The following is a 25,639-nucleotide window of genomic DNA, read 5'->3' as shown; positions in this document are numbered from 1 at the left end:
CAAAGGTTTTGCCCCATGCTGATCGCCGCTAACAAAGCTGTATCCATCGATTACACACTCACCAACGACGCCGGTGAGGTGATCGACAGCTCTGCTGGCGGTACGCCGCTGGCATACCTGCATGGTGCAGGCAACATCATCTCCGGCCTGGAAAAAGCCCTGGAGGGCAAGCAGGGCGGCGATCATGTTCAGGTCGCCATTGAACCCGAAGACGCCTATGGCGAATACAGCCCGGAGCTGGTTGCGACACTAAACCGCGCCATGTTCGAGGGCGTCGAGGAGCTCGAGGTCGGCATGCAGTTCCACGCTTCCGGTCCCGATGGCGGCATGCAGATCGTCACCATTCGCGATGTCGAAGGCGACGACGTGGTGGTAGACGGCAACCATCCCCTGGCCGGCCAGCGCCTGAACTTCGATGTGAAGGTCGTCAGCGTGCGTGACGCCAGCGAAGAAGAACTGGCCCACGGTCACGTGCATGGCGAAGGTGGTCATCACCACTGAGTGGCTTCCCGCTGCGGCGGGCTGACGAAGAAACCCCGGTTGTTACGGGTGCTGTTCGCTTAGGTATTCAGTCCCCTCTCCCCTTGCGGGAGAGGGTTGGGAGAGGGGGATGAGCCTCTCACCCTCTCCCCCGGCCCCTCTCCCATCAAGGGAGAGGGGAGGGCAATGTCTGATACTCGAGTGAGCAGCATTACGGTACCTACCGGGGTTTTTTGTGGGCGACTGTCCGGCAGAGCGTTGTTTCATCGCTGCGGTGGTTGCATGGCAATAAGCCTGGTCGATGATGCTGGTCGCACTAGACGACCGGTCATATGCTCGCCCCATGAACAGCCCGACCCGAACAGACAAGCGTGACCTCATCCTCGCCCGAGGGGCGCAGGCCATGGCGCGTCGTGGTTACCACGGCACCGGCGTGCAGGAGATCGTCCAGGCGGCGGGTATTCCCAAGGGCTCCTTCTATCACTACTTCGCCAGCAAGGAAGACTTCGCCCTGCAGGCGCTCGACTACCTCTACGCGCCACGCCTGGCGCGCTACCAGGCGGCATTGAGCAACGCGCGCCTGCAGCCTCGCCAGCGCATCCTGGATTACTACGCCGAGCTGATCGCCCATTTCGCCCGCCAGGAACGTCCCGAATATCACTGTTTCATCGGCAGCCTGAGCTTCGAGATGTCCGAGCTGTGCCGCCCCATCGGCCAGCAGGTGGAAGCGATCCTGCTGCGTTCGGTCGAGGTGTTGGCGGTCTGTCTGGAGCAGGCGCGCGAGCAGGGTGAGATCCGCGCCGAAACCGATTGCCTGGCGCTGGCCGAGTTCATCGGCAACGCCTGGGAAGGCGCGCTGCTGCGCATGAAGGTGGGCAGCAGCGTGGCGCCGCTGAAGATTTTCCTGACACAGCTGGAGCACCTGCTGGTGCCTGGCTGCAATTTTTCCGAGTTCAAGGAGAACAACGCATGACCGCAGCCGTAAACGCCCTGTTCCAGCCGTTCCAGCTGGGCAGTCTGCAACTGCCGAGCCGTGTGGTGATGGCGCCGATGACCCGTTCCTTCTCGCCGAACGGCGTGCCGACCGCCGATGTGGTCGAGTATTACCGTCGTCGGGCCGCATCCGGGGTGGGGCTGATCGTCACCGAGGGCACCACGGTGAACCACCCGGCGGCCAATGGCTACGCGCACGTGCCGCGCTTCTACGGCGAGGATGCGCTGGCGGGCTGGAAGAAGGTGGTGGATGCGGTGCATGCCGCCGGCGGCAAGATCGTCCCGCAGCTGTGGCATGTCGGCAACGTGCGGCGCCAGGGCACCGAGCCGCAGCCGGAAGTGCCTGCCTACGGGCCGATGGAAAAGCGCAAGGACGATCAGGTCGTCGTGCACGGCATGACCCGGCATGATATCCAGGACGTGATCGCCGCCTTCGCCCAGGCCGCCCGGGATGCAAAGGCCATCGGCATGGATGGTGTCGAGATCCATGGCGCCCACGGCTATCTGATCGACCAGTTCTTCTGGGAAGGCAGCAACCAGCGTACCGACGAATACGGCGGCAGCCTGGCCAATCGCTCGCGTTTCGCCGTCGAACTGGTGGCGGCGGTGCGGGCCGCGGTCGGCCCCGACTATCCGATCATCTTCCGCTTTTCGCAGTGGAAGCAGCAGGACTACACCGCGCGGCTGGTGACTACGCCGGAACAGCTCGGCGCATTCCTCGCGCCGCTCTCGGCCGCCGGGGTGGATATCTTCCATTGCTCGACGCGGCGTTTCTGGGAGCCGGAGTTCGAAGGTTCCGAGCTGAACCTGGCCGGCTGGACCCGCCAACTGACGAGCAAACCGACCATCACCGTGGGCAGCGTCGGCCTGGATGGCGAATTCCTGCAGTTCATGGTCAAGACCGACAAGGTCGCCCAGCCCGCCAACATCGAGGGCCTGCTGGAGCGCCTGAACAGGCAGGAATTCGATCTGGTCGCCGTCGGTCGTGCGCTGATCTGTGATCCGGACTGGGCGCTCAAGGTGCGCGAAGGGCGCATGCAGGAAATTCTGCCGTTCAGCCGCGAGGCGTTGAAAACGCTGGCCTGAGTCGTATGCCCGCTGCGCAGGCAAGTGCCTTGCGCAGCGGCTGCCTCATTCCGAGGCGCCTGGGTAACCGGACTGCTTGAGCAGCTTCGCCAGGTGCACCGCGTTGCGGGCGAGCATGGCGTTGGTATTGGCGGTCTTCTCGCGGGGCCCGGCATCCTTGTAGTCCGTCGAGCCCATCGCCTCGCCGACCCAGTAGGTACAGCCATTGGCGGGAATGGTGAAGCCGACGTCATTTAGGCCCTGGTACAGCTCGGCGACCACGTGATGGGCGCCGTCCTCGTTGCCGACCACGGCCACGCAGGCGACCCGGCCGTAGGACACCATCCGCTGTTGGTCGTCCGTCTCGCCGAGAAAGGCATCGAGGCGCTCCAGTATCCGTTGGCATACGCTGGATGGATGGCCCAGCCAGATCGGCGTGCCCAGCAGGAGTATGTCGGCGGCCAGTACCTTCTGGCGAATCATCGGCCAGTCGTCGCCGGGACCTTCGTCGGAGGTCACCCCGGGCTTGATGTCGAAATCCACGGCCCGCAGCTGCTCACAGGTCACGCCGAGCTTTTCCAGCTCGCGCTGGGCCTGGGTCAACAACAGATCGCAGGAGGATTGCTGCGGGGATGCCTTGAGCGTGCAGTTTATCGCCAGAGCGGAAAGCGCCATTGGGGGCTCCTGAGCTTGGATGTGTCTGAATCTAGACATCGTCCATGCTGGCAGTTCATCGGCGAACGACAGGCTGCCCCTTGCCGCCCTCACGCACCCAGAACAGGGTGGCACCCGCGACCGCCGCCGGCATGATCAGCAGGTTCAGCACCGGCACCAGCAGCGCGGCATAGGTCACCGCACCGAAACTCAGGCTCTGCCAACGGCGCTGGCGCAGCCAGGCCATCATCTCGGTCCAGCTCATTTTGTTGTTGTCGGCCGGGTAGTCGATGTATTGCACCGCCATCATCCAGATGCCGAACAGCAGCCACAGCGGCGCGGCTGCCAGGTTGACGACGGGGATGAATGACAGGATCAGCAAGGCCAGGGCGCGAGGGGCGAAGTAGGCCAGCTTGCGTGCCTCGCGGCCGAGGGTGCGGGGCAGCATGGCCAGCAGTTCCGCCCAGCTGAAAGGCGGTGAGGTGTCCTCGCCGCGTGCCACCGTTTCGACTTTTTCGGCGAGAAAACCGTTGAAGGGGGCGGCGATGATGTTGGCCAGCATGGTGAAGGTGAAGAACACCATCAGCAGCACCAGCGCGACGAACAGCGGCCACAGGATGTATTCGAGAAAGGCCAGCCAGTCGGGCAGGCTCGGCATGAAGGCATCGACCCAGCCGCCGAACTGGCGTACCGCGAAGTAGATCAGGCCGACGAACAGTATCAGGTTCACCGTCACCGGCAGGATCACGAACAGTCGCAGGCCGGGGCTGAGGATCAGCCGCAGGCCTTCGCGCAGGTATTGCGGGCCGGACAGGACAGGGAAGGGCATGGAGTGCTCCGAGAGGAAAACGCTCGGACCTTACCGGCTTTGCTCGGCCCGGAAAAGAGCCGGCTGGCGCTGGCGGAGGGCTTGCGGGCCGATGCGGTGCCGGCCCGGCACTGCTTACCTAGCGACGCGTCAATGGTTGCTGGTCGAAGCGCACGCCGGGCAGGCCGGTTTCCATCAGCGTCCGGATGTTGCGGTGGTCATTACCGCTGGGGTTGGCCAGCACCGCCTGGTAATGCTCGCCGAACGCCAGCAAGGCCTCTTCGGTACTGAAGCCTTCCAGCACCGCCATGCCCAGTGTCTTGCAGGAACCTTCGTTCTCCCCGGCGGCGTTCTCGACGTTGCCGTTGACGAACCGGCTGGGCTGGTAGTCGTAGGTCTCGGCGATGAATGCCAGGGTGTCGCTGAACGGGTGATTGCGGTTGCGCAGGCGGGCACGGAAGTCCCTGAGCGTGCTCATGAAGGCTGGCCCTTGTCGAAAGCCGCCTGCTGCTCGGGCGTGGCTTCTTTCTGGTAGCGCCGTTTCCACTCGGCATAGGGCATGCCGTAAACCTCTTCGCGGGCCTCGTCGAGGCTGACTTCGATGTCGAGGTCGTCGGCGGCGGCCTTGTACCACTTGGACAGGCAGTTGCGGCAGAAGCCGGCGAGGTTCATCAGGTCGATGTTCTGCGCGTCCGGCCGGCTGCGCAGGTGCTGGACCAGGCGGCGGAAGGCGGCGGCTTCGAGTTCGGTGCGTTCTTGTTCGGTCATGTTCAGGTCTCGGCGTGGGCTGAGGTCGGGCGGATCATAACGCCGCAATACTGAAGCGGCCAGCGCTGGCCTGGCGCCGGTCAGTCCCGGTGCGCCGCCAGCGTGATGGAAACGGACTCGGCGAAGCGCAGGGCGTGGGGCTTGTCCACTTCCACTTCGGCGTAGCGTACCTGCGGCTGCTGCATGACCAGGTCCAGCACTTCCTGAGTCAGGCGTTCCAGCAGTGCGAAGCGGTTTTCCTCGACGTGCTGGATGATCGCCTTGGTGATGGTGCGGTAGTTCAGCGCCTGGTCGATGTCGTTGCCGCGTACGGCGTCGGAGGCAGGGTAGAGGATGGTCAGGTTGATCAGCACGTCCTGCTTGTTGAGGATTTCCTCTTCCTTGATGCCGATGTAGGTGCGTAGCCGCAGGTCCTTGACGCGGATGCGGGCCATCGCGGGTTCCAGTCTGGGCATGTCGTCTCCTTGTGTTCAGATCAGGTGGCGGCCGCCGTTCACGGTCAGTGTGGTGCCGGTGACGTAGGGATTGTCCAACAGATAGCGCAGGCTCTGGTAGATCACCTCGGCGCCCGGCTCGATGCCCAGCGCCGACTTGGCCAGCGCTGCACGGCGATAGGCTTCGTCATCGTCGACATTGAACTGGATCAGCGCGGGGGCGATGCCGTTGACCTTGATCTGCGGCGCCAGGCTGGCCGCGAAGGACAGCGTGAGGTTGTCCAGACCGGCCTTGCTCGCGGCGTAGGCGATGTGTTTCCGGCTGCCCTTACGGGTGACGTCGTCGCCGATATGGATGATGTCCGCCGGGCCGCCGTGGCGCAGCAGTTCGGCGCAATGCAGGTTGATCAGGTAGGGCGCCAGCATGTGCACATGGAACAGCTGCCGGAACGCCTCGGCTTCCTGGCCGGGCGTATCGGGCCGCCATTGCGAGGCGTTGTGGACGATGGCGCGCAGGCGGTCGGTGTGTTTCCCGAGCTCGCCGATGAAGGCCATGATGCCGGCTTCGTCGTCGAATTCGGCCCGCAGCGCCGTCGCGCCCCGGGCCCGCAAGCGGTCGATATCATCGCGCTCGCGGCGATAGCTGATGATGACCGGATGTCCATCGTCCAGCAGGCGTTCGGCGCAATGCAGGCCGATTCGCTGGCCGGCTCCGGTGATGAGGATCGGAGGCTGCTTCATGAGGTTCTATCGCAGGGTCGGCGGCCCCAGCGCCGCCGGCTCGGCAGCTTACACCAGATCGACGGGCAGCTCGGGCTGCAATTCGGGATGCAGGCGCTGATGTTGTTGGTAGAGGAACGCGCGGATGCGCTCGGCGTCCTGTTCCTTGGCGAATTCGACCTCGTAGGCCGCCAGCCCACCCTTCATTTCGCGTACCCGGGACGCTTCGATCTCCAGCGGCGCATCGTCCGGCAGCGCCAGGCACAGGTGGAAGTGTTTCGGCGGTTTGCGGTGTTTGCCGGCATTCACCAGCAAGCCGTGGGACGACAGTTCCTGCACGCTGAGCGAGCTTTCGCTGCCGTCGCTGGTCAGCAAGGCCAGCGGTTCTTCCAGTTGCAGGCGCCAGGCGCGGGTCACCGAACCGTGTTCTTCGTAGATGAGCGGTGGTGCCAGTTGCAGGTCGAGGTTATGGAACTCGTCCTCCTTGAGCTGCAGCGGGAACGACATGGTGAAGTCGGGGAATTTCGCCTGCAGCGAAAGCTCGGTCTGAGAGGCCAGGCGCACGAGCAACTCATTGGGCTGAGGTCCGCCGTCGATGCGAAAGCCCGTGCGGGATGCGGCGGTATCGGGGCCGGCTCGGTTGACGAGTCGGTTGATGTACGCCAGCTCGTCCCTGGTCAGTACCGTTTCTTCCGTCATGTGAATGCCTCTCAGGCTCCGGCCCGGCCGCATATGGAGCGGCCACTGACTGTAAGACTCGCTTTGCGACCACGAGTTTTGCCGCAGGTTCAATGACGGTTGCGATCATTGTGCGCTACGTCCGCGACGGGTTCGGGTGAAGGGCCTGATTGCGGCATAATGTCTCGCTTTGATCCGCGTGGAGACGCTTGATGAAAGTCGCAATCCTTTCCGGCACCGTCTATGGCACCGCCGAAGATGTCGCTCGCCATGCCGCCGGCGTCCTGAAAGCCGCCGGGCTGGAGGCCTGGCACGATCCTCGCGCGCAGCTGGCGCAGGTCCTCGAATTTGCGCCCGACGCGCTGCTGGTAGTCACCGCCACCACCGGCATGGGTGAGCTGCCGGACAATTTCGTGCCGCTGTATTCGGCCATCCGCGACCAGTTTCCGGCTTGGCAAGGCCTGCCAGGCGGCGTGATCGCTCTGGGCGATGCCAGTTACGGCGACACCTTCTGTGGCGGCGGAGAACTGGTTCGCGAGCTGTACGGCGAGCTCGGGGTGCGCGAGGTGCAGGAAATGCTGCGCCTGGACGCCAGCGAGACGGTGACGCCGGAAACCGACGCCGAGCCCTGGCTGGAGAACTTCGCCAAGACCTTGCGCGGCTGAGAAGACCTGGCGGTCGAGCGAAGGTTTTTCGTGCGTCACGTCCCTCGTCGGGCGAAATCCTGCAATTGCGGGTAGAAGATGCGGAAGTCCTCGAGGAGCGGTTCGTACAACTGCTCCAGCTCCGCCAGGCCGCCTGCCAAACCTTCGGGGCGGGACAGGCGCCGGCTCATGCCGGCCAGCACCTGCTCCAGCACGGCGAATTCGCGGTAGCTGCCCAGCCAGTCCTGGGCGGCCATGCGTGGTGCGATCATCGCCAGTTTGCCCGGCAACTCGGGCTCGTTCTCCAGCACCCGGTAGGCCCGCCGGGTGAAGTGGTCGAGCGGCTCGGACGAGTAGTCCTGCCAGTTGGCCGCCAGGCAATGGTCGAAGAACAGGTCCAGCAGGATGCCGGCATAGCGTCGCCGTTGCGCGGGGAAGCGCGCCTTGGCCTGCAGCACCAGCGGGTGGCTGTCGGTATAGGCGTCGATCTGTCGGTGCAGGCGGATGCCGGCCTCTATCCCAGTCGGCCAGCGGCCCTGTAGCGGTCCCTTGACGAAGTCGCCGTAGAGGCTGCCGAGCATGTCGGCGGGCCGCGGCCCGCCCAGGTGAAGGTGTGCGAGGTAGTTCATGGGGCCGGCCTGGGTGAACCGCAGGCCCGGACGGTCCACTCGTTCCCGTAACTCACGCCAGCTCGACCTCCTCGTGCGTCGCCGGGGTAGCCTGCTCGGCCGATTCGCGGCGGCGGATGAATTTCCAGTCTGCTTCGTCGATGTAGATACCGGCCGGCCCGCTGCCGCCTTCCAGGTCGATGGCGACGTGCGCCGAGACCTGCGGTTTCACCGAGGCGAGGATCGGTACGAAACCCAGCTGCAGGCTGGTTTCGATCAGCGCCTGCTGATTGCGCTCGTCGATGTCCGCCGCCTCGTCGAGGTAGTAGGGCAGGCGGATGCGCCCGGCCTGCTCGCGGTCCATCAGGTGCAGCAGCAGATACATGTTGGTCAGCGCCTTGATGGTCATGGTGGTGCCGTTGGATGCGGCGCCGTCGATGTCGGTATGGATCACCGGCTGGCCACCGACCTTGGTGATCTCGAACGCCAGCTCGAACAGGTCCTTCAGCCCCAGCTGGTTGTTGTTCGCCGCCACCAGGCGCGCCAGGTATTCCTTGGCTTCCTCGTTCTTCGCGTCCTGCTCGGCCGATTGCGACAGGTCGAACACCGACAGCGTCTCGCCTTCTTCATATTGGCCGGCGCTGTGGATGATCTGGTCGATGTGCTTGAGCGCATCCTTGTTCGGCGCCAGCACGATGCGGAAGCTTTCCAGGTTGGACACCTGGCGTTTGTTGATCTCGCGGTTGAACAGCGCCAGCTGGTGTTCGAGGCTTTCGTAGTCGCTGCGGATATTGCGCAGGGTGCGGGCGATGTCGGTGACTGCCGCGCGGCGCGCCTTGGCCAGGGTCAGCGCTTCGTCCTGGCGGTGGGCGTAGGCGTTGACCAAAAGCTGCAGGCGGCGCTCGGGATCTTCCTCGCTGTCGAACTTGGCCACGCCCTTCAGGCGCACCTGGGCGTAGAGCGCCTCGATCTGACCGTCCACGCGCTGCAGCGCCTGCCAGCTGTCCTGGTAGTCGTGCAACAGCGGCAGCAGGTTGTCCAGCGAATCGTCCACCGGGTCCATGAAAGGTGTGCCGAAGGGCAGGTTGGCCGGCAGCAGCTGGCGCCGACGCAGGGCATCTTCCAGCGTACGTTCCTTGGCTTCCAGATCGGCCAGCTGACGACCGACCAGCTGCAGCTTGGCGGAAATCTGCTGCACGCGTTCGGCGAAGGCATCGCTGGTGCGCTTGAGTTCGTCCTGGGCGGCTTCGGCCTGGGCCAGCTGCTCCAGCTTGGCGGGTTCCTCGGCGGCCAGGGTCTGGCTGCGGCGGAAGTCTTCCAGCGCCTTCTGCGCATCCAACACGGCCTGGTACAGCGCCTCGGCCTGGGCCTTGCTGGCGGCGCGGTCCACGGCCACGGCGTGCTGGGTCTTGAGCTGCTTGAGTTCGCGTTCGAGGCGGTCCTTCTGGTCACGCAGGGCGGCGCGGTCTGCCAGTGCCTGCAGGGCGGGTGGCTCGATATGCGAAAGGTCGATGGACAGGCCCGGCACCGAGAAAGTGTCGCCCTTGAAGCGGTCCAGCACTGCTTCCACGGCCTTGACCCAGTCTTCGCCGTCGGCAGTGATACCTTTTTCGCTGCTGTTGTTGACCAGGGGCAGGCTGAACAGCTGGCCGTTGAACAGGCGCATCAGGCGGTCGACGTCGGCCTGGGAGAATTCCTCGCGCAGCCGCGAGTAGCTGTTGTTGTCGGCGTGATCGAGCTGCTGCTTGACCGATTTCAGGCGTTTTTCCAGGTCGCGCAGGCGCTCGTCGAGGTCTTCGCTGGAGAACTGGCGGGACTGCGCCAGCGCACCGGCCAGCTCGTCATGGGCGTCCTTGGCCGCGAGCAGCTGCTGCTCCAGCACGCGGGCGTCCTCGACCAGGGCAAAGCGGTTCTTCAACACCGCCAGCTCGCCGAGCCAGCGCTGGGCTTCGCTGATCTCGCGTTCCAGGCGCATCAGCTCGGACGTGCTGCCGCGCTGCTCGTGCTGCAGGCCGTCCTGCTCGCGGCGGTAGTGTTCGGCCTGGATCACCAGCTCTTCCTTGCGAGCATCGGCGTAGTCGTGCCAGGTGCCGAGCAGGTTATCGAGCAGCGGCGAGAGGCGATGCAGCTTGCCGCGCAGCAGCTCGCGCTGGGCCACGCCGGCGGCCAGCGCCTCGACCAGCGGCCCGGCGGCCACCAGCGCCTGGTAGTCCTGCTCCATGCGGCGTACATCGCGGAAGGCTTCCTCGGTCGCGGCGATGTAGTCGACGCTGCCCGAGCGCAGGCTGTGCTCGAAGGCGTCGAGGAACAGCTGCTTCAATTTTGCGGCAGTGATTTCGCGCATATGCAGCAGGTTGATAAACAGCGCGCGGAAAGTCTTCAGGCTCTGCTCGCTGGTCGAGCGCAGCGGGATCAGGGTCATGTCCAGCGGGATCGAGGTATGCCCGCCCACCAGTAGCCGGCGCAGTTCGTCCGGCTTGGCCTCGTAGGCCTTGATGCCGGCGCGTTCGAGGTTGGCGAACAGCTCGCGCTGGCGCAGGCAGGTGCCGTTCTGCTGGTAGTGGTCCAGGTCCAGCGAGCCCTGGTAAACGAAGAACTGGTGGCCGAAGCCGCCGCCCGGGCCGCGCCCGGCCACGCCGATCACGTGTGGGCCATGTGGCAGCATCACCTCGACCAGGATGTAGCTGGTGTCCGAGGCGAAGTAGAACTTGCGTGATTGCTCGAGGCTGTACTTGCCGAAGCTCATGTCCGACATGCGCGCCAGGATCGGGAACTGCAGCGCGTTGATCGAGGCGGACTTGCCCAGGTTATTGGCGCCGTAGACCGACAGCGGGTTTTCCAGCGGGAAAATGCCGAGGCTGTAGCCGGCGGTGTTCAGCAGGGCGAAGCGGCGAATGCCGTAGCGTTCCTGGCTCATGCTTCAAGCTCCTTTTCGGCGGCGATGGCGCGGGCTATGGCGTCTTCTTCGGATTCTTCCTGCTGCTCTTCGATAAGGATGATGTCGTCTTCGCCGTCGTCCTCGGCAATCAGTTCCGGTGCCGGCAGCGGCAGGTCGCTGCTGTGCAGGCTGGCGGCCAGATCGCGGTCCTGCTGCACCGACAGGCAGACGTCGAGGAAGCGGTGCATCGGCGGTAGGAAGCGATAGACGCCGTTGCTGTCCTCGGCGAAGCCCAGCTGCGTCAGGCGGCGGATGACCTTCTCTTCCAGCTCGTCCTGTGTGGTGACTTCGGCCTGCAGGAACAGGTCGCGGTACTTGTCCAACAGTGCCGGCAACTCGTCGCGGCCGAGGCTGCCGCCGTCGAGCACGGCGAGCGGGTCGCGGCCCTGATCCGCTAAATGCTCAACGAGGATAAAGGTGAACAGCGCCAGGCGTTGGGCGGTCTTGTTGACCTGCGCGCCCATCTGCTCGGGGACGAAGTAGTAGAAGCCGCGCGGGTCGCAGACCAGCTCGAAACCGAGCGCCTTGAACAGCGCGCGGTACTGATCCTGCAGGTTGGACAGTTGGGCGTAGGGCTCAGGCTCGCTGCGCGACAGGTGGTAGCCCTTGAACAGCTCGCGGAAGATCGGCGCCAGCTGGGTCATTTCCTTGAGATCGATGTTCATCAATATGGCTCACAGACAATCGTAGGGTGGAAAACGGCGAAGCCTTTTCCACCGAAAAGTTCGGCGATGGCAAAGGTGGACAAGCTTCGCGTTGTCCACCCTACGTCAGGCTTGGCCGCCAAGGTGGGGGTGGCCGTAGTGCGGTAGGCCGCCCCGTGGAAAACTGCGAAGCATTTTCCACCGGCCCCCGTAGGCCATACGCTTGGCTCAACCATTCGCATTGGCCACCAGCGCGAAGGAGCTGAGGCTGACGCGGTGTTCACGGGTCAGGTACTCGCGGCGTTCCAGGCGGTCGCGCTGGAAGCGGCCGTCGCGCGACAGGCGCGAGAACCAGTAGAGCAGCTCGTCGGTGGCGCCCTCGGGTTCCTGTTCCAGCAGCCAGGCCATCAGGTCCGGCAGCGGCAGCGCCTGCTGGCAGCGCTCGATCATCTCGCGGGCGGTGCGTGGCGCGCGCGGCTGGTCGCCCTTGCGCTTGCTGCCGGCGCGGGGGAACTGCGCCGGCTTCGGCTCGAAGCGGGCCAGCGCATAGACATAGGCCTCGACCTGGCTGGCGGTGCCGAGGAAGGTGCTCTGCGGGCGGGTGAACAGCGGCAGCGAGGCCTGCGGCACGGCGTCCAGGCCTTTCTTGCGGATCGCCGACAGCGCCAGCGCGGCGCCGCGGGTCACGGCGTTGTGCCGGCGCGCTTCCTCGCGCAGCGGCAGCAGCAGCTCGCGGGCCTTGCGCAGGGTCAGCTGGGCGGTGGTCTGCATCTCCAGGATGCGTGCGTGGGTGCGCAGCAGCAGGTCATCGTCCACCAGTTGGCCGAGGCGCTGCTGCTCGCCGAGCAGCTTCATCAGCACCTGCTCGACGCGGTGCACGCCCTGCTCGAAGGCGCCATCGGCGGAGACCAGCTGGATCATCGGCTCGACGTATTCGTCCCAGGTGGCGAGCACCTCGGCGTAGCGCTGGCGCAGCGGGATCTGCCGGTCGCTGGTCTTGGCCCGGTCGGCCACGGCGACCAGCGCCTGTTCGTCGTTGTCGAGTTTCTTCAGCACGTCGCGCACGCGCATGTCGAGCAGGCGCAGTTGGCGGGCCAGGTCGTTGCCGTCGCGGATCTCGAAGGCATCGAGAATGTGCCCGGCCAGGCGTTCCAGATGGCGCAGGTAGGCTTCGATCTCCAGGCACAGGCCGAGCCGGTGCTCGCGACGCAGGTAGGCGAGGAAGTCGTGGATCTGCGCGTTCAGCTCGAAGCGGTTGGGGCTCTTGGCCACCGGCACCAGGATGTCCAGGCGAATCCACTGGTCGAGCAGGGCGGTAATATCGGTGGGCGTGCCTTCGGGCAGTTGCGCCGCGAGCTGGTGGCGCAGCTCGACCAGGCTCAGGGTGCCGGCATCGAAGCGCTCGCACAGCGGTTCGAGCAGGGTCCAGTGTTCGGCGAGGGCACGCAGTACGCGCTTGGGTTCGATCATCGAGGCGCTGGTTCCAGCCAGTGAAAAAGGGGCGAATTGTACTGCATCGGCGCGCCGGTATTTGCGATCGGATGAGCGGTTGTCGTTCGCCCAAGGGCTCGGTAACCGAATTGTCATCAGCCTTGGGGTAGCGTCCGCCACGTGCTCGTAGGGCCGAACTTGTTCGGCTTTTGCGGAAGCGATGGCCGAATGAATTCGGCCCTACAGAATCGCGGCAGGACATTCTGTCGGACGAAATGCCCCGATGGCCTTTCGATATGTGGCGATTGTCGGCAGAATCCGCCCTTTTGCAAACGGGGAGCCGCCGGCTTCCCGTCGGGCGACTCGCATGGGCACCTATAAATGATCAAGACGCCGTATTATCTCATCGACAAACAGAAGCTGCTGGGCAACCTGGAAAAGATCGCCTACGTGCGCGAAAACTCCGGTGCCAAGGCGCTGCTGGCGCTCAAGTGTTTCGCCACCTGGTCGGTGTTCGACCTGATGCAGCAGTACATGGACGGCACCACTTCGTCGTCGCTCTACGAGCTCAAGCTCGGCCGGCAGAAGTTCGCCGGCGAGACCCACGCCTACAGTGTGGCCTGGGCCGACGACGAGATCGAAGAGATGGTCGCCAACTGCGACAAGATCATCTTCAACTCCATCGGCCAGCTGCAGCGCTTCGAGGCGCAGACCGAGGGCACCATCCGTGGTCTGCGCGTCAACCCGCAGGTGAGCAGCTCCGACTATCTGCTGGCCGATCCGGCGCGTCCGTTCAGCCGCCTGGGCGAGCACGACCCGGCGAAGATCGAGCAGGTGATCGGCAAGATCAGCGGTTTCATGTTCCACAACAACTGTGAGAACGGTCGCTTCGATCTGTTCGACGAAATGCTGACCCGCATCGAGGAACGCTTCGGCCATCTGATCGCGCAGGTCGAGTGGGTCAGCCTGGGTGGCGGCATCCACTTCACAGGCGAGGGCTACCCGATCGATGCCTTCTGCGCGCGGCTCAAGGCTTTCTCCGAGAAGTACGGCGTGCAGGTCTACCTGGAGCCCGGCGAGGCGGCGATCACCCTGAGCGCCTCGCTGGAGGTGACGGTGCTCGACACCCTCTACAACGGCAAGAACCTGGCGGTGGTCGACAGCTCCATCGAAGCGCACATGCTCGATCTGCTGATCTACCGCCTCAACGCCAAGATGGCGCCCAACGACGGCGAGCACACCTGGATGGTGTGCGGCAAATCCTGTCTGGCCGGCGACATCTTCGGCGAGTACCAATTCGATCGTCCGCTGGCCATCGGCGATCGTCTGTCGTTCATCGACGCAGCGGGTTACACCATGGTCAAGAAAAACTGGTTCAACGGCCTGAAAATGCCGTCCATCGTGGTGAAGCAGCTCGACGGCAGCGTCGAGGTGGTTCGCGAGTTCACTTTTGACGATTACCTGTCCAGCCTGTCCTGACGAAAGCTGGCGGTGTAAGGAGAGATACGCAAATTGAAGAAGAACGTTCTTATCATTGGTGCAGGAGGTGTCGCCAAGGTGGTGGCCCATAAGTGCGCGCAGCACAACGACGAACTCGGTCGTATTGCTATCGCGTCGCGCAACATCTCCAAATGCCAGGCCATCATTGATAGCGTGCAGGCCAGGGGCAGCCTCAAACAGCCCGCCGAAATCAGGGCCTATGCCCTGGACGCCCTGGACGTGGAAGCGACCAAGGCACTGATCCGCGAGACCGAATCGCAGATCGTCATCAACGTCGGCTCCGCCTTCCTCAACATGTCGGTGCTGCGTGCCTGCATGGATACCGGCGCCGCGTATCTGGATACCGCCATCCACGAAGAGCCGGGCAAGATCTGCGAAACCCCGCCGTGGTATGGCAACTACGAATGGAGACACCTGGCCGAGTGCGAGGAGAAGGGCGTGACCGCCATCCTCGGTGTCGGCTTCGATCCGGGTGTGGTCAATGCGTATGCCGCGCTGGCGCAGCAGAAGTACTTCGACAAGATCGAGTCGATCGACATCCTCGACGTCAACGCCGGTTCCCATGGCAAGTACTTCGCCACCAATTTCGACCCGGAAATCAACTTCCGCGAATTCACCGGTCAGGTCTACAGCTGGCAGAACAGCCAGTGGACGACCAACAGGATGTTCGAGGTCAAACGCACCGACGACCTGCCCGTGGTTGGCGAGCAGAGCCTCTACCTGACCGGCCATGATGAGGTGCATTCTCTGTCCAAGCACCTCGACGTGCCGAACATCCGCTTCTGGATGAGCTTCGGCGAACACTACATCAACGTCTTCACCGTGTTGAACAACCTCGGCCTGCTCTCCGAGCAGCCGGTCAAGACCGCCGAAGGCCTGGAAGTGGTGCCGCTCAAGGTGGTCAAGGCCGTGCTGCCCGACCCGGCCTCGCTGGCGCCGGGCTACACCGGCAAGACCTGCATCGGCGATTTGGTCAAGGGCAGCAAGGATGGCCAGCCGCGCGAGCTGTTCATCTATAACGTGGCCGACCACGAAGACGCCTACGCCGAGACCGACAGCCAGGGCATTTCCTACACCGCCGGCGTACCGCCGGTCGCCGCCGCCCTGCTGGTGGCCCGTGGCGAATGGGATGCCAAGCGCATGGTCAACGTCGAAGAGCTGTCGCCCGAGCCGTTCCTGACGCTGCTCGATGCGATGGGCCTGCCCACTCGGATCAAGGATGAGCACGGCGACCGTCCCTGGAACCAGTAAGGCAGCCACACGCTGCAGGTGAACAGGAAAGCCCCTCTGCTTCGGCAGCGGGGCTTTTTGTTTTTGTACACCCAAGCCACAGCTTCTGCGGGTTTGTAGGAGCGAGCTTGCTCGCGAAGCTTTGGCGTGGCCTGATTCGCGAGCAAGCTCGCTCCTACAGACGTAGGGTGGAAAACCGCGAAATGTTTTCCACCAGCGTTCCCATTGGTGGAAAAGCCTTCGGCGTTTTCCACCCTACGCTGCAGCTGTACCTTTCCGCCTTGCTCATTTCACGCGACAATCGTCCGCATAAGCGCCGCCCCCACGAAGGGCGTCCATCTGGCAGCTGTGAGGAACCCCCTATGAGCAGCAACGATCGCGTCATCATCTTCGACACCACCCTGCGCGACGGCGAGCAGAGCCCCGGCGCGTCCATGACCGGCGAGGAGAAGCTGCGCATCGCCCGCGCCCTGGAGCGGCTGAAGGTAGACGTGATCGAGGCCGGCTTCGCCATCGCCAGCCCGGGCGACTTCGCCGCGGTGAAGCTGGTGGCCGACAACATCAAGGACAGTACCGTGTGCAGCCTGGCGCGCGCGGTGGACGCCGACATCGAGCGCGCCGCCGAAGCGCTGGCCGGGGCCAATTCCGGGCGTATCCACACCTTCATCGCCACCAGCCCGATCCACATGCAGTACAAGCTGCGCATGCAGCCGGAGCAGGTGGTCGAGCAGGCCGTGCGCGCGGTGACCAAGGCGCGCAGCCTGTGCGCCGACGTGGAGTTCTCCTGCGAGGACGCCGGCCGCTCCGAGATCGACTTCCTCTGCCGCATCATCGAGGCGGCCATCGACGCCGGCGCACGCACCATCAATATCCCCGATACCGTCGGCTATGCGATCCCGCACCAGTACGCCGACACCATCCGCCAGTTGCTCGAACGCATCCCCAACGCCGACAAGGCGGTGTTCTCGGTGCACTGCCACAACGATCTGGGCCTGGCGGTGGCCAACTCGCTGGCGGCGGTGGTCGCCGGTGCGCGGCAAGTGGAATGCACCATCAACGGCCTCGGCGAGCGGGCCGGCAACGCCGCGCTGGAAGAGATCGTCATGGCGATCAAGACCCGCCAGGACCTGCTTGGTGTGCACACGCGCATCGAGACCGAACACATCCTCGCCGCCTCGCGCCTGGTCTCGGGCATCACCGGCTTCCCGGTGCAGCCGAACAAGGCCATCGTCGGCGCCAACGCCTTCGCCCACGAGTCGGGCATCCACCAGGACGGTGTGCTCAAGCACCGCGAGACCTACGAGATCATGTCCGCGCAGTCGGTCGGCTGGAACGCCAACAAGATGGTCATGGGCAAGCACTCCGGCCGCGCCGCGTTTCGTTCGCGCCTGGAAGAGCTGGGCATCGTGCTGGAAGGCGACGAGCTGAACGCCGCCTTCGGCCGCTTCAAGGAGCTGGCCGACAAGAAGCACGAAATCTTCGACGAAGACCTGCAGGCGCTGGTCTCCGATACCCTGGCCGACGAGGCGCCGGAGCACTACAAGCTGGCCAGCCTGGACGTGGCGAGCAAGACCGGCGTGGTGCCGCAAGCGCAGCTGGTGCTGAGCATCGATGGCGCCGAACGTAGCGCGATCGCCCAAGGCTCCGGCCCGGTGGACGCCACGTTCAAGGCTATCGAGACCATCGCCGATTCGGGCGCCACCCTGCAGCTGTATTCGGTCAATGCCATCACCCAGGGCACCGACTCCCAGGGTGAGGTGACCGTGCGGCTGGAGAAGGGAGGGCGCATCGTCAACGGCAATGGCGCCGACACCGATATCGTCGTCGCTTCGGCCAAGGCCTATCTCAACGCGCTGAACCTGATGCAGGTCGGCGCCAAGGCACATCCACAGGTGGAAGGCGTTTGATCAGCGAAACCCGGCGTCGGGCCTACCTCGATGCCATGCAGGTGGCCAGCTGGCTGCCGCGTACCGAACTGCCCTTTGCCGCACCGTCGCGGCCGGAGCTGCTGCAGCCGCTCATCGATCCCGAGCCCGAGCCGGCGCAGCCGATAACTGCCGCGGCAACGGTCGCTGAAGGACCGGCGGAGCAGGCGCCTGCGTCAACCGCGCCGGCTGTTCGCCCGGAAAAACCGCAGCTGCGCGTCGTCATGCCCGAGCCGAAGAAGCCCGAGCCGGTCGTGGCCCCGGAGGTTCCGGCGGAGCAGCAGAAGCCAGTCGAGCCGCCGCCGCGCTTCGCCCTGCAATTGCTGCGGGCCGGCAACGTGCTGTTGCTGGTGGAGTTGCCCACGGGCGAATCCTTCCAGAGCCGCGATCCGGCCTACATCCTGCTCAAGGACTTGCTGCGCGCCGCGCGCCTGCCGGACAAGCCGCAGCAGGTCGGCGACGGCGAGCCGATCCGCTGGCCGCTGCTGCATCGCGGCAGCCTCGACCAGAGCGGCGATGCGGCGCGCGACTACGTGCAGGGCGTGCTCGCCGGCGAGCTGGAACAGATGGGCTGCGCCTGCCTCTGGCTGATCGGCCTGCCGGCGCTGCGTTTCGCCGGTGAGGTCGAGGCCGAGGCCTGCTATCGCGAGCTGAATATCGAAGGCATCGGGCCGGCGCTGGCGATGCCGGGGTTGGAGCACCTGATGGAGCAGCCCGGCAGCAAGGCCCGGTTGTGGCAGGCCATGCGGCGCAGCATGCCGCGCTGGGTCGTGGGTTTGAATACGGACATGAATGACCGATGAGCGATGCTGTCAGCTTCCGCCCGATGACCGCGGCGGATATCGAAACCGTGTTGAAGATCGAGTATGCCGCCTTCAGCCACCCCTGGACCCGCGGCATCTTCACCGACGCGCTGAGCGCCTACGAATGCTGGGTGATGTTCGAGGGCGAGCAGCAGGTCGGCCACGGCGTGATCAACGTGATCCTCGATGAAGCGCACCTGCTCAACATCACGGTTAAGCCGCAGAGCCAGGGCCGTGGACTCGGCCTGCGGCTGCTCGAACACCTGATGCAGCGGGCACACGAGCGCGGCGGACAGGAATGCTTCCTTGAGGTGCGCGCTAGCAACACCTCGGCATACCGGCTGTACGAGCGCTATGGCTTCAACGAAGTGGGGCGCCGGCGCGGCTACTATCCGTCCCCGGACGGGCGCGAAGATGCGCTGGTGATGGCCTGCACGCTGATCGACTGATGCGCCTGGCCGCCCACAGGAGGCACGCCGAGGTCCGCCAAGGCGCCTTCGGCGTGCCGGTTCACTGGCCCGGCTGCTTGTCCCGGCCGGAATCCAGCGGCGCTTCGCCTTCCAGCTCGTTGTCGTCCATCACATCGTCATTCTCGTGCAGCACCGCGTCGCCGCCGCTGAGCCCGGTGTCCTCGTCGCCGTCCGCCGGACCATCCCAGGGCTTGCCATCGAGCGGGTCGTAGCGCGCTTCTTCGGCTTCATCCAGGTCCACCCCGGCGCCTATGCTGTGCTCGGATACCACGCTCAGGTCCTGGTCGGCCGGTTCGCCATGGCCACGTTCGGAAGGCGAGCGCGAGCCGTCGTCGGGGATCAGCGTCTCGGGGGCCAGGTCGTCCATGGTGGTATCGCCATCGGGCACCTCGCCGGTGGTCATGCCGGCTTCGGCCACGCGCTCGGGCGGGAATTCGTCGAGGGCCTCCTCGGCTGGCACCGCATCGCCGATGCGCCCCTTGCGCTCATCCTTGCGGGCGCTGAAATCCAATGGTTCCATCGAGCCCATGCGATCTTCGGTATCGTCGATCTCGGCTGGTGTCGTGGGCCTCTTGTCACTCATGACAAACCTCCTGCTTGAACGGCGGGTCTGCAGGTTGTGACCCGGCCGGGAAGGGAAGATTCAGGCGTTGGCACGGCCCCGGCTGGCGTGGCGCAAATCGCGCGAACCACAAGCAGGGCGGCGCAGTCCTAACGTCATGAACGATCAATCCGAGCTACCGGCGCTGATCGCTGATCGTTGCGCCTTGTTTTTCGATGTGGACGGCACGCTGGCCGAGATCCAGCCCCGTCCGGAACAGGTATTCATCCCGTCCGATACGCTGCAGGCGCTCGAACGTCTGCAGGCCGAAGGCGTACCCGTGGCGCTGATTTCAGGGCGTCCACTGACGCAGATAGACCAGTTGGCGGCTCCCTTGCGTTTGCCGGCAGCCGGCGTGCATGGCACCGAGCGCCGCGGGGCCGATGGTGAGACGGTACGCCTGGCGCTCGATGACGCAAGGCTGAATGCCATCGAGCGAGAGCTCGCCACCGCCTGCGCCGAGCTGCCGGGCCTGCACCTGGAGAACAAGCAGGTCGCCTTCGCCCTGCATTTCCGCCTTGCACCCGAGCTGGAGGCCAGTGCACGCGCGCTGGCCGAGGACTTCGCCGCGCGCCATGCCGATGTGCTCGTTCTGCAACCGGGCAAGTGCGTGTTCGAACTCAAACCGCGCGGCGCGAGCAAAGGCGAGGTCATTCGTGCCTTCATGCAGGAGCCTCCCTTTCATGGCCGGTACCCGGTGTTCATCGGCGATGACCTGACCGACGAAGCCGGCTTCGAGGCGGTCAACGCCTTGCAAGGGTTGTCGATCAAGGTGGGGCCGGGGCAGACGCTGGCGTCCCGGCGACTGGCATCGGTGGCTGCCGTCGGGCATTGGCTCGAAGGGCTGTCGAAGAGGCAGGGCGAATCCATTCAACAACTCGACTGAGCGAGAACTTCCATGAGCCGACTTGTAGTGGTTTCCAACCGGGTGGCGCCGATAAAGGCCGGCAAGGTCGCCGCGGGCGGGCTGGCCGTCGGGATCCACGATGCGCTGCGCCAGTCCGGTGGCATCTGGTTCGGCTGGAGTGGCGAGGTGAGCGCCAATCCCGATATCGGCTGCGAGACGGTGGGCAACATCACCTATGCCACCCTGGCGTTGAACAAGCGCGACTACGACCAGTATTACCGCGGCTTCTCCAACGCCACCCTCTGGCCGATCTTCCATTACCGCATCGACCTGGCACGTTACAACCGCGAAGAATACGAGGGTTACCGGCGCGTCAATGCGATGCTCGCCGAGAAGCTGAAGCCGCTGCTCAAGCCTGACGACATCATCTGGATCCACGACTACCACCTGATACCTTTCGCCGAAGAATGCCGCCGGCTGAGCATTCGCAATCGCATCGGCTTCTTCCTGCACATTCCCTTTCCGCCACCGGAAATCCTCACCGTCATCCCGCCACACAACGAGCTGCTGCGCACGCTTTGCTACTACGATCTGATCGGTTTCCAGACCGATACCGACAGGCTCGCCTTCCAGGACTACATGACCCGAGAAGTGCGTGGCGTGATCGAGGCGGACGGCAGTCTGACGGCCTACGGGCAGAACTTCCGCGCCGGGGTCTATCCCATCGGCGTGGTGCCCGAGGAGATTCGCGAGCTGGCCGAGTCCTACAAGGGCCGCCGCCGGCCCATGCGGCGCAATACCGACGTGCTGCGCAAGAACATCATCAGCGTCGACCGGCTGGATTATTCCAAGGGCCTGGTGGAACGTTTCAAGGCCTACGAGGCCTTTCTCGACCGCTTTCCCGAGCACCGGCGCCTGGTCGAGTTCATCCAGATTGCACCGACCTCCCGCTCGGACGTGAAAACCTACCAGACCATTCGCCAGCAACTGGAAAGCGAGGCGGGGCATATCAACGGTCGCCTGTCCGACCTGGACTGGACGCCGCTGCACTACCTCAACAAGAGCCACGACCGACGCACACTGATGGGGTTGTTCCGCTATGCCGCCGTCGGCTTCGTCACCCCGCTGCGCGACGGCATGAACCTGGTCGCCAAGGAATACGTTGCCTCGCAGAACCCCGAGGACCCCGGCGTGCTGGTGCTGTCGCGTTTCGCCGGCGCGGCGAAGGAGCTGACCTCGGCGCTGATCGTCAACCCCTACGACTGCATCGGCATGGCCGAAGCACTGGACCGAGCGTTGCGCATGCCCTTGGCCGAGCGCAAGGATCGCTACGAGCACATGATGCGCGCGATTCGCGCGGCGGACCTGGATGCCTGGCGCGACATCTTCCTGAGAGACCTGCGGACATTCTCTTCCCGGCCCAGACCCGCCGCCAAAAAACCTCCCGTGGTGTCATGAAGCTGTGACCGCGGGAAAATAAGCATTGTCAAAAACCCGAACCCGTTCGTAAGGTGCGTGTCGGGATTGAGAAGGCAAGCAGATAGATGAACGACCTGGAACAGCTATTCGAGAACAACGCGCGTTGGGCTGAGGCGATCAATAAAGAAGACCCGACGTTCTTCGCAAAACTGGCCAAGCAACAGGCACCGGAGTATCTGTGGATCGGTTGCTCCGATGCACGAGTGCCGGCCAACGAGATTGTCGGCCTGTTGCCGGGCGATCTGTTCGTCCACCGCAACGTCGCCAACGTCGTGCTGCACACGGACCTCAACTGTCTTTCGGTCATCCAGTTCGCGGTGGACGTACTCAAGGTCAAGCACATCCTGGTCACCGGCCACTACGGCTGTGGTGGCGTTCGGGCCTCCATGCGCGACGACCAGCTGGGGTTGATCGACGGTTGGCTGCGCACCATCCGCGACCTGTATTACGAGCACCGTGAACACATCTCGACCTTTCCCACCGAGGAAGCGCAGGTCGACCGCATGTGCGAGCTGAACGTCATCCAGCAGGTCGCCAACGTCAGCCACACCAGTATCGTCCAGAACGCCTGGCACCGTGGCCAGCCGCTGGAGATTCATGGCTGCATCTACGGCATCAAGGACGGCATCTGGAAGGACCTCAACGTCACCATCAGCGGTCCCGAGCAGGTACCCGCGCAATATCGCCTGCGTCCGCGCCGGTCCATCTGAGTGGTTTCCCGCCAAGGATGGGCGTTTGCCGGCCTGCTGCTCGCCGTGCTCTGCTGGGCCGGTAATGCGCTGATCGCCAGAGCCTTCTACGCCGAAATTCCGCCGCTGAGCCTGTCGTTCTGGCGCTGGTCGTTGGCGACCTGCCTGCTGGTGCCCTTCGTCGCGCCCTCCATCTGGGCGCACCGGCAGACGCTGCGCGCCGCCGGCTGGCGCTTGCCGGTGGTCGCGGGGTTCGGTATCGCCAGCTATAACTCGCTGCTGTACACCGCCGCGCAAAGCACTGAAGCCATCAACCTCACGTTGCTCAACACCTGCCTGCCGCTGTTCACCTTCATCGGCGGTGGCCTGCTGCTCGGCGAGTGGCCGGCCCGGCGCGCCTGGTTCGGCATGGCCATCGCCGCGGGAGGCCTGCTCTATCTCATCAGCCGTGGCAGCTGGGCGGTGTTCAGCAGCCTGTCGTTCCAGACCGGCGACCTGATCATGCTGGTCGCGGTGCTGGCCTGGGCGCTCTACACCCTGCTGCTGCGGCGCTGGTCGCGCTTCCTGCAGGTGCCGCCGCTGACGCTGCTCTGCGTGCTGATGCTGATCGGCCTGCCGCTGATCACGCCGTTCTACCTGCTCGAACTCAGCCGCGTCGGCGGTTTCTCGGCCACCCCGGCCAACCTGGGGGCCATCGCCTATACCGCCATCTTCGCTTCCCTGGTCGCCTACCTCGGCTGGAACCACGGGGTGAAGACCGTCGGCGCCGCCAAGGCCGCGATGGTGACCTACCTGATGCCGGTGTTCACCGCGATCCTCGGCTGGCTGGTGCTGGGGGAGGGGCTACGCGGCTTCCACTGGGTGGGCGGCGGGCTGATCTTCGCCGGGCTGTTGTTGGCAACACGGCCTGGCGTGCAGGCGCGCTAGAAGGGGCACGCTTCAGGTTCCTTCCCGCAGCGCCTGGGCTCGGTACTCCTTGGCCAGTTGCCGTGCCAGGGCGATGAAGTTCTGTAGCGCCGGCGACTGGTTGAACTTGCGGCAGGTCAGGGTCAGCGGTGCGACCAGGCGCGGACGGGCACCGAGAATGCGGCGATAGACGACGCTTTCCCGATGAATACCGCGCATTGAGGCTGGCACCACCGAAATACCCTCACCGGCAGCGACCAAGCTGACGTTGGTCAGCATCCGTCCCACTTCGAAGGCGATTCGCGGCTGGAAACCGGCCGCTTCGCAGGCTTGCAGCAGCTTGGCGTACATCCCCGGCGCACCAGGGCGGCGCACCAGGATGAAGGGCTCGTCACGCACCGCCTGCAGTTCGACGGCCTCGGGATGGCTGGCCAGGGCTGGATGGCCAGCCGGCAATACCAACAGCAACTCTTCCACCAGCAGGCGATGGAATTCGATGCCGACGGGGTGGCTCACCGGTGCCCGGAGAATGCCGACTTCCAACTGGCCGGCGGCGGTACGTTCGGTCAGGTGACCGGCGTTGCCTTCCTCGAGCGTGAGGGAAACGGCGGGGTAGCGTTCGCGGTAAGCGCGGATGACGCGCGGGATCAGCGGGTGCGCTGCGGCGGACGAGGTGAAGCCGATGCTCAGCGTGCCCTCGATGCCTTCGGCGACGCGTGCGGCCCGGCGCGAAGCCTGCTGCACGCGGGCGAGGATGACCTTGGCCTCTTCGAGGAACACCGTGCCGCCGGTGGTCAGGTCCACGCCCTTGGGGTGGCGCTTGAATAGCTCGAACCCAAGCTCGGCCTCCAGCGCGCGGATTTGCTGGCTCAGCGGCGGCTGCTGCATGTTCAGGCGCACGGCGGCGCGGGTGAAGTGCCTTTCCTCGGCGACCATGACGAAATAGCGGAGGTGGCGAAGTTCCATGCGATGTCCTGCAGGGCGTTCACTCGGCGTACGGCCGAGCGGAGATGCCGATGGGGTAGGATAGGGCGCACTGAAGCGACAACAACAACGACATCGCTCGGCGGCCCATGATTCTAGCCAAGCTGTACCGCAACGACACCGTACTTATCCTGATCGCGATTGCCCTGGGCCTGACGCTCGGTATCCTGCGGCCGGAACTGGCCGTTCAGATGAAACCGCTCAGCAATGCGTTTCTCGGCGTGATCGGCCATGCGGTGCCGCCAGTGATGTTCGTGCTGGTCGCCTCGGCGGTGGCAGCGTTTGGCGAGCGCGGGCAGAAGACGCGCTGCGCCGGGCGCGTGATGACCTACTTTCTGCTGATGACCGCGCTGTCGCTGATCACCGGTGCGGGCGTCGGCATGCTGCTGACGCCCGGAGCCGATACCCTGTCGCTTCCGACCTCGACGATACGGCCCATAAGCGATCTGCCGACCGCGGCATTGACCAGTCTGGCGCACGTCATCGGTCACACGGTGATTCTCCCCGTATTGCTCGCAGCCTTTCTGTTCGGCCTGGGTCTTGGCTGCGCAGGCGAGACGGGCGCGCCGCTGCGACGCGGGCTCGATAGTGCCGTGGGCTGGTTGCTGAAAGCGCTGCGGCTTGTACTCAAGTTCGCCCCGCTGGCCGCGTTCGGTGCGATGGCCTACACCGTCGGGCGGTACGGCCCAGCATCCGCGTGGCCGCTGCTCAAGTTCGTTGGCACGGTCTATTTCGCCTGTGCACTGTTTATCGTCGTGGTGCTGGGGGTTGCGGCCCGGCTGGCCGGTTTCGGGGTGTTTCGGCTCATCGCCTATATCAAGGCCGAGCTGTGTCTGGTGGCCTTTACCGGGGCTTCGGTGGCGGCGTTGCCGGGGCTGATCGAAAAGCTCGAACGTGCCGGTTGCGCCCCCCGGGTGGTGCGCCTGGTGCTCAGTACCGGCTACACCTTCAACCTCGCCGGCTCGAATATCTATGTCACCTGCGCTGCGGTATTTCTTGTGCAGCTCGCCGGCGTCGCGCTGGATGGCTCGCAGTTGTTGGTCCTACTGTCGATTGCGCTGCTGACTTCGCTGGGCTCGACCAGTGCGGCGGGTTCCGCTTTCCTGACGCTGACCGCAACGATGGCCGGTCTGAACTTGGTGCCGCTGGAAGCGCTAGGTCTGTTGATCGGCGTCGAACGGTTGATGAAGTGTCGGTCGCTGACCAATGTGATCGGCAACACCCTGGCCTGCGTGGTGATTTCTGCCTGGAGCGGCGTACTGGATCGGGCGGCGCTGCGCGAGGCGCTGGCGCCTCGTCTACAGACGGCGTTTCCCGACACTGTGGCCGGGAAACGCTGA

27 protein-coding genes are annotated in these 25,639 nt (G+C 64.7%); 14 read left to right on the top strand and 13 right to left on the bottom strand.

Annotated elements, in window-relative coordinates; genetic code table 11:
• The first annotated feature begins 15 nt into the window (after nucleotides 1–15).
• From EA795_RS16210 to EA795_RS16200, 3 genes are all read left to right on the top strand, one after another.
• Nucleotides 16–501, top strand: coding sequence for an FKBP-type peptidyl-prolyl cis-trans isomerase (locus EA795_RS16210; protein WP_014853863.1), 486 nt, complete (start codon nucleotides 16–18; stop codon nucleotides 499–501).
• 322 nt (nucleotides 502–823) lie between these two features.
• Complete coding sequence (locus EA795_RS16205; RefSeq protein WP_122078396.1) at nucleotides 824–1,453, top strand: TetR/AcrR family transcriptional regulator; 630 nt, start codon at nucleotides 824–826, stop codon at nucleotides 1,451–1,453.
• On the top strand, nucleotides 1,450–2,559 hold the full coding sequence (locus EA795_RS16200) for an NADH:flavin oxidoreductase (RefSeq protein WP_122078394.1): 1,110 nt from the start codon (nucleotides 1,450–1,452) through the stop codon (nucleotides 2,557–2,559). The genes EA795_RS16205 and EA795_RS16200 overlap by 4 nt, the downstream gene beginning before the upstream one ends.
• A gap of 45 nt (nucleotides 2,560–2,604) precedes the next feature.
• Here the strand turns inward: EA795_RS16200 and EA795_RS16195 are convergent, their stop codons facing one another.
• The 7 genes from EA795_RS16195 to EA795_RS16165 all read right to left on the bottom strand — a co-directional run bounded on the left by EA795_RS16195 (nucleotide 2,605) and on the right by EA795_RS16165 (nucleotide 6,621).
• Nucleotides 2,605–3,213 carry a flavodoxin family protein gene (locus tag EA795_RS16195; protein WP_058074102.1) on the bottom strand — a complete coding sequence of 203 codons (609 nt, stop codon included), beginning with the start codon at nucleotides 3,211–3,213 and terminating at the stop codon, nucleotides 2,605–2,607.
• Between the two features lie 55 nt (nucleotides 3,214–3,268).
• Complete coding sequence (gene cysZ / locus EA795_RS16190) at nucleotides 3,269–4,021, bottom strand: sulfate transporter CysZ (protein WP_058074103.1); 753 nt, start codon at nucleotides 4,019–4,021, stop codon at nucleotides 3,269–3,271.
• 118 nt (nucleotides 4,022–4,139) lie between these two features.
• Nucleotides 4,140–4,478, bottom strand: a complete 339-nt coding sequence (locus tag EA795_RS16185; RefSeq protein ID WP_058074104.1) for a HopJ type III effector protein — start codon at nucleotides 4,476–4,478, stop codon at nucleotides 4,140–4,142.
• A complete protein-coding gene (locus EA795_RS16180; protein ID WP_014853857.1) occupies nucleotides 4,475–4,768 on the bottom strand; it encodes a DUF1244 domain-containing protein in 294 nt (97 codons plus the stop codon). The genes EA795_RS16185 and EA795_RS16180 overlap by 4 nt, the downstream gene beginning before the upstream one ends.
• Nucleotides 4,769–4,848: 80 nt before the next feature.
• Nucleotides 4,849–5,223 (bottom strand): dihydroneopterin triphosphate 2'-epimerase, encoded by a 375-nt coding sequence (gene folX, locus EA795_RS16175; RefSeq protein ID WP_014853856.1) that lies wholly within the window; start codon nucleotides 5,221–5,223, stop codon nucleotides 4,849–4,851.
• Nucleotides 5,224–5,238: 15 nt separating this feature from the next.
• A complete protein-coding gene (folM, locus tag EA795_RS16170; protein ID WP_014853855.1) occupies nucleotides 5,239–5,943 on the bottom strand; it encodes a dihydromonapterin reductase in 705 nt (234 codons plus the stop codon).
• Between the two features lie 48 nt (nucleotides 5,944–5,991).
• The gene (locus EA795_RS16165) at nucleotides 5,992–6,621 is read right to left on the bottom strand and encodes a PilZ domain-containing protein (protein ID WP_122078392.1); all 630 of its coding nucleotides are present in this window, start codon (nucleotides 6,619–6,621) and stop codon (nucleotides 5,992–5,994) included.
• 191 nt (nucleotides 6,622–6,812) lie between these two features.
• Between EA795_RS16165 and EA795_RS16160 the strand changes: the two genes are divergently transcribed.
• Nucleotides 6,813–7,265: a flavodoxin gene (locus tag EA795_RS16160; RefSeq protein ID WP_122078390.1), complete on the top strand. Its 453-nt coding sequence runs from the start codon at nucleotides 6,813–6,815 to the stop codon at nucleotides 7,263–7,265.
• Between the two features lie 35 nt (nucleotides 7,266–7,300).
• Here the strand turns inward: EA795_RS16160 and EA795_RS16155 are convergent, their stop codons facing one another.
• The 4 genes from EA795_RS16155 to mksB form a co-directional block, all read right to left on the bottom strand.
• Nucleotides 7,301–7,873, bottom strand: coding sequence for an acyl carrier protein phosphodiesterase (locus EA795_RS16155; RefSeq protein ID WP_122078455.1), 573 nt, complete (start codon nucleotides 7,871–7,873; stop codon nucleotides 7,301–7,303).
• Nucleotides 7,874–7,925: 52 nt separating this feature from the next.
• Nucleotides 7,926–10,769, bottom strand: a complete 2,844-nt coding sequence (gene mksF, locus EA795_RS16150; RefSeq protein ID WP_122078388.1) for an Mks condensin complex protein MksF — start codon at nucleotides 10,767–10,769, stop codon at nucleotides 7,926–7,928.
• Nucleotides 10,766–11,455 carry an Mks condensin complex protein MksE gene (gene mksE / locus EA795_RS16145; protein WP_122078386.1) on the bottom strand — a complete coding sequence of 230 codons (690 nt, stop codon included), beginning with the start codon at nucleotides 11,453–11,455 and terminating at the stop codon, nucleotides 10,766–10,768. The genes mksF and mksE overlap by 4 nt, the downstream gene beginning before the upstream one ends.
• Before the next feature lie 207 nt (nucleotides 11,456–11,662).
• Nucleotides 11,663–12,904 (bottom strand): Mks condensin complex protein MksB, encoded by a 1,242-nt coding sequence (gene mksB, locus EA795_RS16140; RefSeq protein WP_122078384.1) that lies wholly within the window; start codon nucleotides 12,902–12,904, stop codon nucleotides 11,663–11,665.
• Nucleotides 12,905–13,246: 342 nt separating this feature from the next.
• Between mksB and EA795_RS16135 the strand changes: the two genes are divergently transcribed.
• The 5 genes from EA795_RS16135 (at nucleotide 13,247) to rimI (ending at nucleotide 18,772) form a co-directional block, all read left to right on the top strand.
• On the top strand, nucleotides 13,247–14,344 hold the full coding sequence (locus tag EA795_RS16135; RefSeq protein ID WP_014853848.1) for a carboxynorspermidine decarboxylase: 1,098 nt from the start codon (nucleotides 13,247–13,249) through the stop codon (nucleotides 14,342–14,344).
• A 33-nt stretch (nucleotides 14,345–14,377) separates the two neighbouring features.
• A complete protein-coding gene (locus tag EA795_RS16130) occupies nucleotides 14,378–15,616 on the top strand; it encodes a saccharopine dehydrogenase family protein (RefSeq protein WP_122078382.1) in 1,239 nt (412 codons plus the stop codon).
• 341 nt (nucleotides 15,617–15,957) lie between these two features.
• A complete protein-coding gene (locus EA795_RS16125; protein ID WP_122078380.1) occupies nucleotides 15,958–17,502 on the top strand; it encodes a 2-isopropylmalate synthase in 1,545 nt (514 codons plus the stop codon).
• Nucleotides 17,499–18,323, top strand: coding sequence for an energy transducer TonB (locus tag EA795_RS16120; protein ID WP_122078378.1), 825 nt, complete (start codon nucleotides 17,499–17,501; stop codon nucleotides 18,321–18,323). The genes EA795_RS16125 and EA795_RS16120 overlap by 4 nt, the downstream gene beginning before the upstream one ends.
• The gene (gene rimI, locus EA795_RS16115) at nucleotides 18,320–18,772 is read left to right on the top strand and encodes a ribosomal protein S18-alanine N-acetyltransferase (protein ID WP_014853844.1); all 453 of its coding nucleotides are present in this window, start codon (nucleotides 18,320–18,322) and stop codon (nucleotides 18,770–18,772) included. Before EA795_RS16120 ends, rimI begins: the two co-directional genes overlap by 4 nt.
• Nucleotides 18,773–18,833: 61 nt before the next feature.
• Here the strand turns inward: rimI and EA795_RS16110 are convergent, their stop codons facing one another.
• Entirely contained in the window at nucleotides 18,834–19,376 is a 543-nt protein-coding gene (locus EA795_RS16110; protein ID WP_058074115.1) for a hypothetical protein, read from the bottom strand.
• Nucleotides 19,377–19,512: 136 nt separating this feature from the next.
• Here EA795_RS16110 and otsB point away from each other — a divergent pair, with 136 nt between their 5' ends.
• The 4 genes from otsB to EA795_RS16090 all read left to right on the top strand — a co-directional run bounded on the left by otsB (nucleotide 19,513) and on the right by EA795_RS16090 (nucleotide 23,336).
• A complete protein-coding gene (otsB, locus tag EA795_RS16105; RefSeq protein WP_122078376.1) occupies nucleotides 19,513–20,280 on the top strand; it encodes a trehalose-phosphatase in 768 nt (255 codons plus the stop codon).
• Between the two features lie 12 nt (nucleotides 20,281–20,292).
• Nucleotides 20,293–21,699 (top strand): alpha,alpha-trehalose-phosphate synthase (UDP-forming), encoded by a 1,407-nt coding sequence (gene otsA, locus EA795_RS16100; protein WP_122078373.1) that lies wholly within the window; start codon nucleotides 20,293–20,295, stop codon nucleotides 21,697–21,699.
• Between the two features lie 86 nt (nucleotides 21,700–21,785).
• A complete protein-coding gene (gene can, locus EA795_RS16095; RefSeq protein WP_014853840.1) occupies nucleotides 21,786–22,430 on the top strand; it encodes a carbonate dehydratase in 645 nt (214 codons plus the stop codon).
• A complete protein-coding gene (locus tag EA795_RS16090; RefSeq protein WP_122078371.1) occupies nucleotides 22,431–23,336 on the top strand; it encodes a DMT family transporter in 906 nt (301 codons plus the stop codon).
• Nucleotides 23,337–23,348: 12 nt separating this feature from the next.
• Here EA795_RS16090 and EA795_RS16085 read toward each other — a convergent pair whose 3' ends face one another.
• Nucleotides 23,349–24,281 (bottom strand): LysR substrate-binding domain-containing protein, encoded by a 933-nt coding sequence (locus EA795_RS16085; RefSeq protein ID WP_122078369.1) that lies wholly within the window; start codon nucleotides 24,279–24,281, stop codon nucleotides 23,349–23,351.
• A gap of 107 nt (nucleotides 24,282–24,388) precedes the next feature.
• On the opposite strand from EA795_RS16085, the gene EA795_RS16080 reads away from it, so the two are divergent.
• On the top strand, nucleotides 24,389–25,639 hold the full coding sequence (locus EA795_RS16080; RefSeq protein WP_122078367.1) for a cation:dicarboxylate symporter family transporter: 1,251 nt from the start codon (nucleotides 24,389–24,391) through the stop codon (nucleotides 25,637–25,639).

Origin of the sequence: Stutzerimonas nitrititolerans (genome assembly GCF_003696285.1) — a bacterium.
GTDB classification, from domain to species: Bacteria; Pseudomonadota; Gammaproteobacteria; order Pseudomonadales; family Pseudomonadaceae; genus Stutzerimonas; species Stutzerimonas nitrititolerans.
This window is presented reverse-complemented; position numbering and strand designations above follow the sequence as displayed.

Coding starts and splice junctions, on each gene's coding strand:
- EA795_RS16210 (WP_014853863.1), top strand. CDS start 16: ATGCTGATCGCCGCTAACAAAGCTGTATCCATCGATTACACACTCACC.
- EA795_RS16205 (WP_122078396.1), top strand. CDS start 824: ATGAACAGCCCGACCCGAACAGACAAGCGTGACCTCATCCTCGCCCGA.
- EA795_RS16200 (WP_122078394.1), top strand. CDS start 1,450: ATGACCGCAGCCGTAAACGCCCTGTTCCAGCCGTTCCAGCTGGGCAGT.
- EA795_RS16195 (WP_058074102.1), bottom strand. CDS start 3,213: ATGGCGCTTTCCGCTCTGGCGATAAACTGCACGCTCAAGGCATCCCCG.
- cysZ (WP_058074103.1), bottom strand. CDS start 4,021: ATGCCCTTCCCTGTCCTGTCCGGCCCGCAATACCTGCGCGAAGGCCTG.
- EA795_RS16185 (WP_058074104.1), bottom strand. CDS start 4,478: ATGAGCACGCTCAGGGACTTCCGTGCCCGCCTGCGCAACCGCAATCAC.
- EA795_RS16180 (WP_014853857.1), bottom strand. CDS start 4,768: ATGACCGAACAAGAACGCACCGAACTCGAAGCCGCCGCCTTCCGCCGC.
- folX (WP_014853856.1), bottom strand. CDS start 5,223: ATGCCCAGACTGGAACCCGCGATGGCCCGCATCCGCGTCAAGGACCTG.
- folM (WP_014853855.1), bottom strand. CDS start 5,943: ATGAAGCAGCCTCCGATCCTCATCACCGGAGCCGGCCAGCGAATCGGC.
- EA795_RS16165 (WP_122078392.1), bottom strand. CDS start 6,621: ATGACGGAAGAAACGGTACTGACCAGGGACGAGCTGGCGTACATCAAC.
- EA795_RS16160 (WP_122078390.1), top strand. CDS start 6,813: ATGAAAGTCGCAATCCTTTCCGGCACCGTCTATGGCACCGCCGAAGAT.
- EA795_RS16155 (WP_122078455.1), bottom strand. CDS start 7,873: ATGAACTACCTCGCACACCTTCACCTGGGCGGGCCGCGGCCCGCCGAC.
- mksF (WP_122078388.1), bottom strand. CDS start 10,769: ATGAGCCAGGAACGCTACGGCATTCGCCGCTTCGCCCTGCTGAACACC.
- mksE (WP_122078386.1), bottom strand. CDS start 11,455: ATGAACATCGATCTCAAGGAAATGACCCAGCTGGCGCCGATCTTCCGC.
- mksB (WP_122078384.1), bottom strand. CDS start 12,904: ATGATCGAACCCAAGCGCGTACTGCGTGCCCTCGCCGAACACTGGACC.
- EA795_RS16135 (WP_014853848.1), top strand. CDS start 13,247: ATGATCAAGACGCCGTATTATCTCATCGACAAACAGAAGCTGCTGGGC.
- EA795_RS16125 (WP_122078380.1), top strand. CDS start 15,958: ATGAGCAGCAACGATCGCGTCATCATCTTCGACACCACCCTGCGCGAC.
- rimI (WP_014853844.1), top strand. CDS start 18,320: ATGAGCGATGCTGTCAGCTTCCGCCCGATGACCGCGGCGGATATCGAA.
- EA795_RS16110 (WP_058074115.1), bottom strand. CDS start 19,376: ATGAGTGACAAGAGGCCCACGACACCAGCCGAGATCGACGATACCGAA.
- otsB (WP_122078376.1), top strand. CDS start 19,513: ATGAACGATCAATCCGAGCTACCGGCGCTGATCGCTGATCGTTGCGCC.
- otsA (WP_122078373.1), top strand. CDS start 20,293: ATGAGCCGACTTGTAGTGGTTTCCAACCGGGTGGCGCCGATAAAGGCC.
- can (WP_014853840.1), top strand. CDS start 21,786: ATGAACGACCTGGAACAGCTATTCGAGAACAACGCGCGTTGGGCTGAG.
- EA795_RS16085 (WP_122078369.1), bottom strand. CDS start 24,281: ATGGAACTTCGCCACCTCCGCTATTTCGTCATGGTCGCCGAGGAAAGG.
- EA795_RS16080 (WP_122078367.1), top strand. CDS start 24,389: ATGATTCTAGCCAAGCTGTACCGCAACGACACCGTACTTATCCTGATC.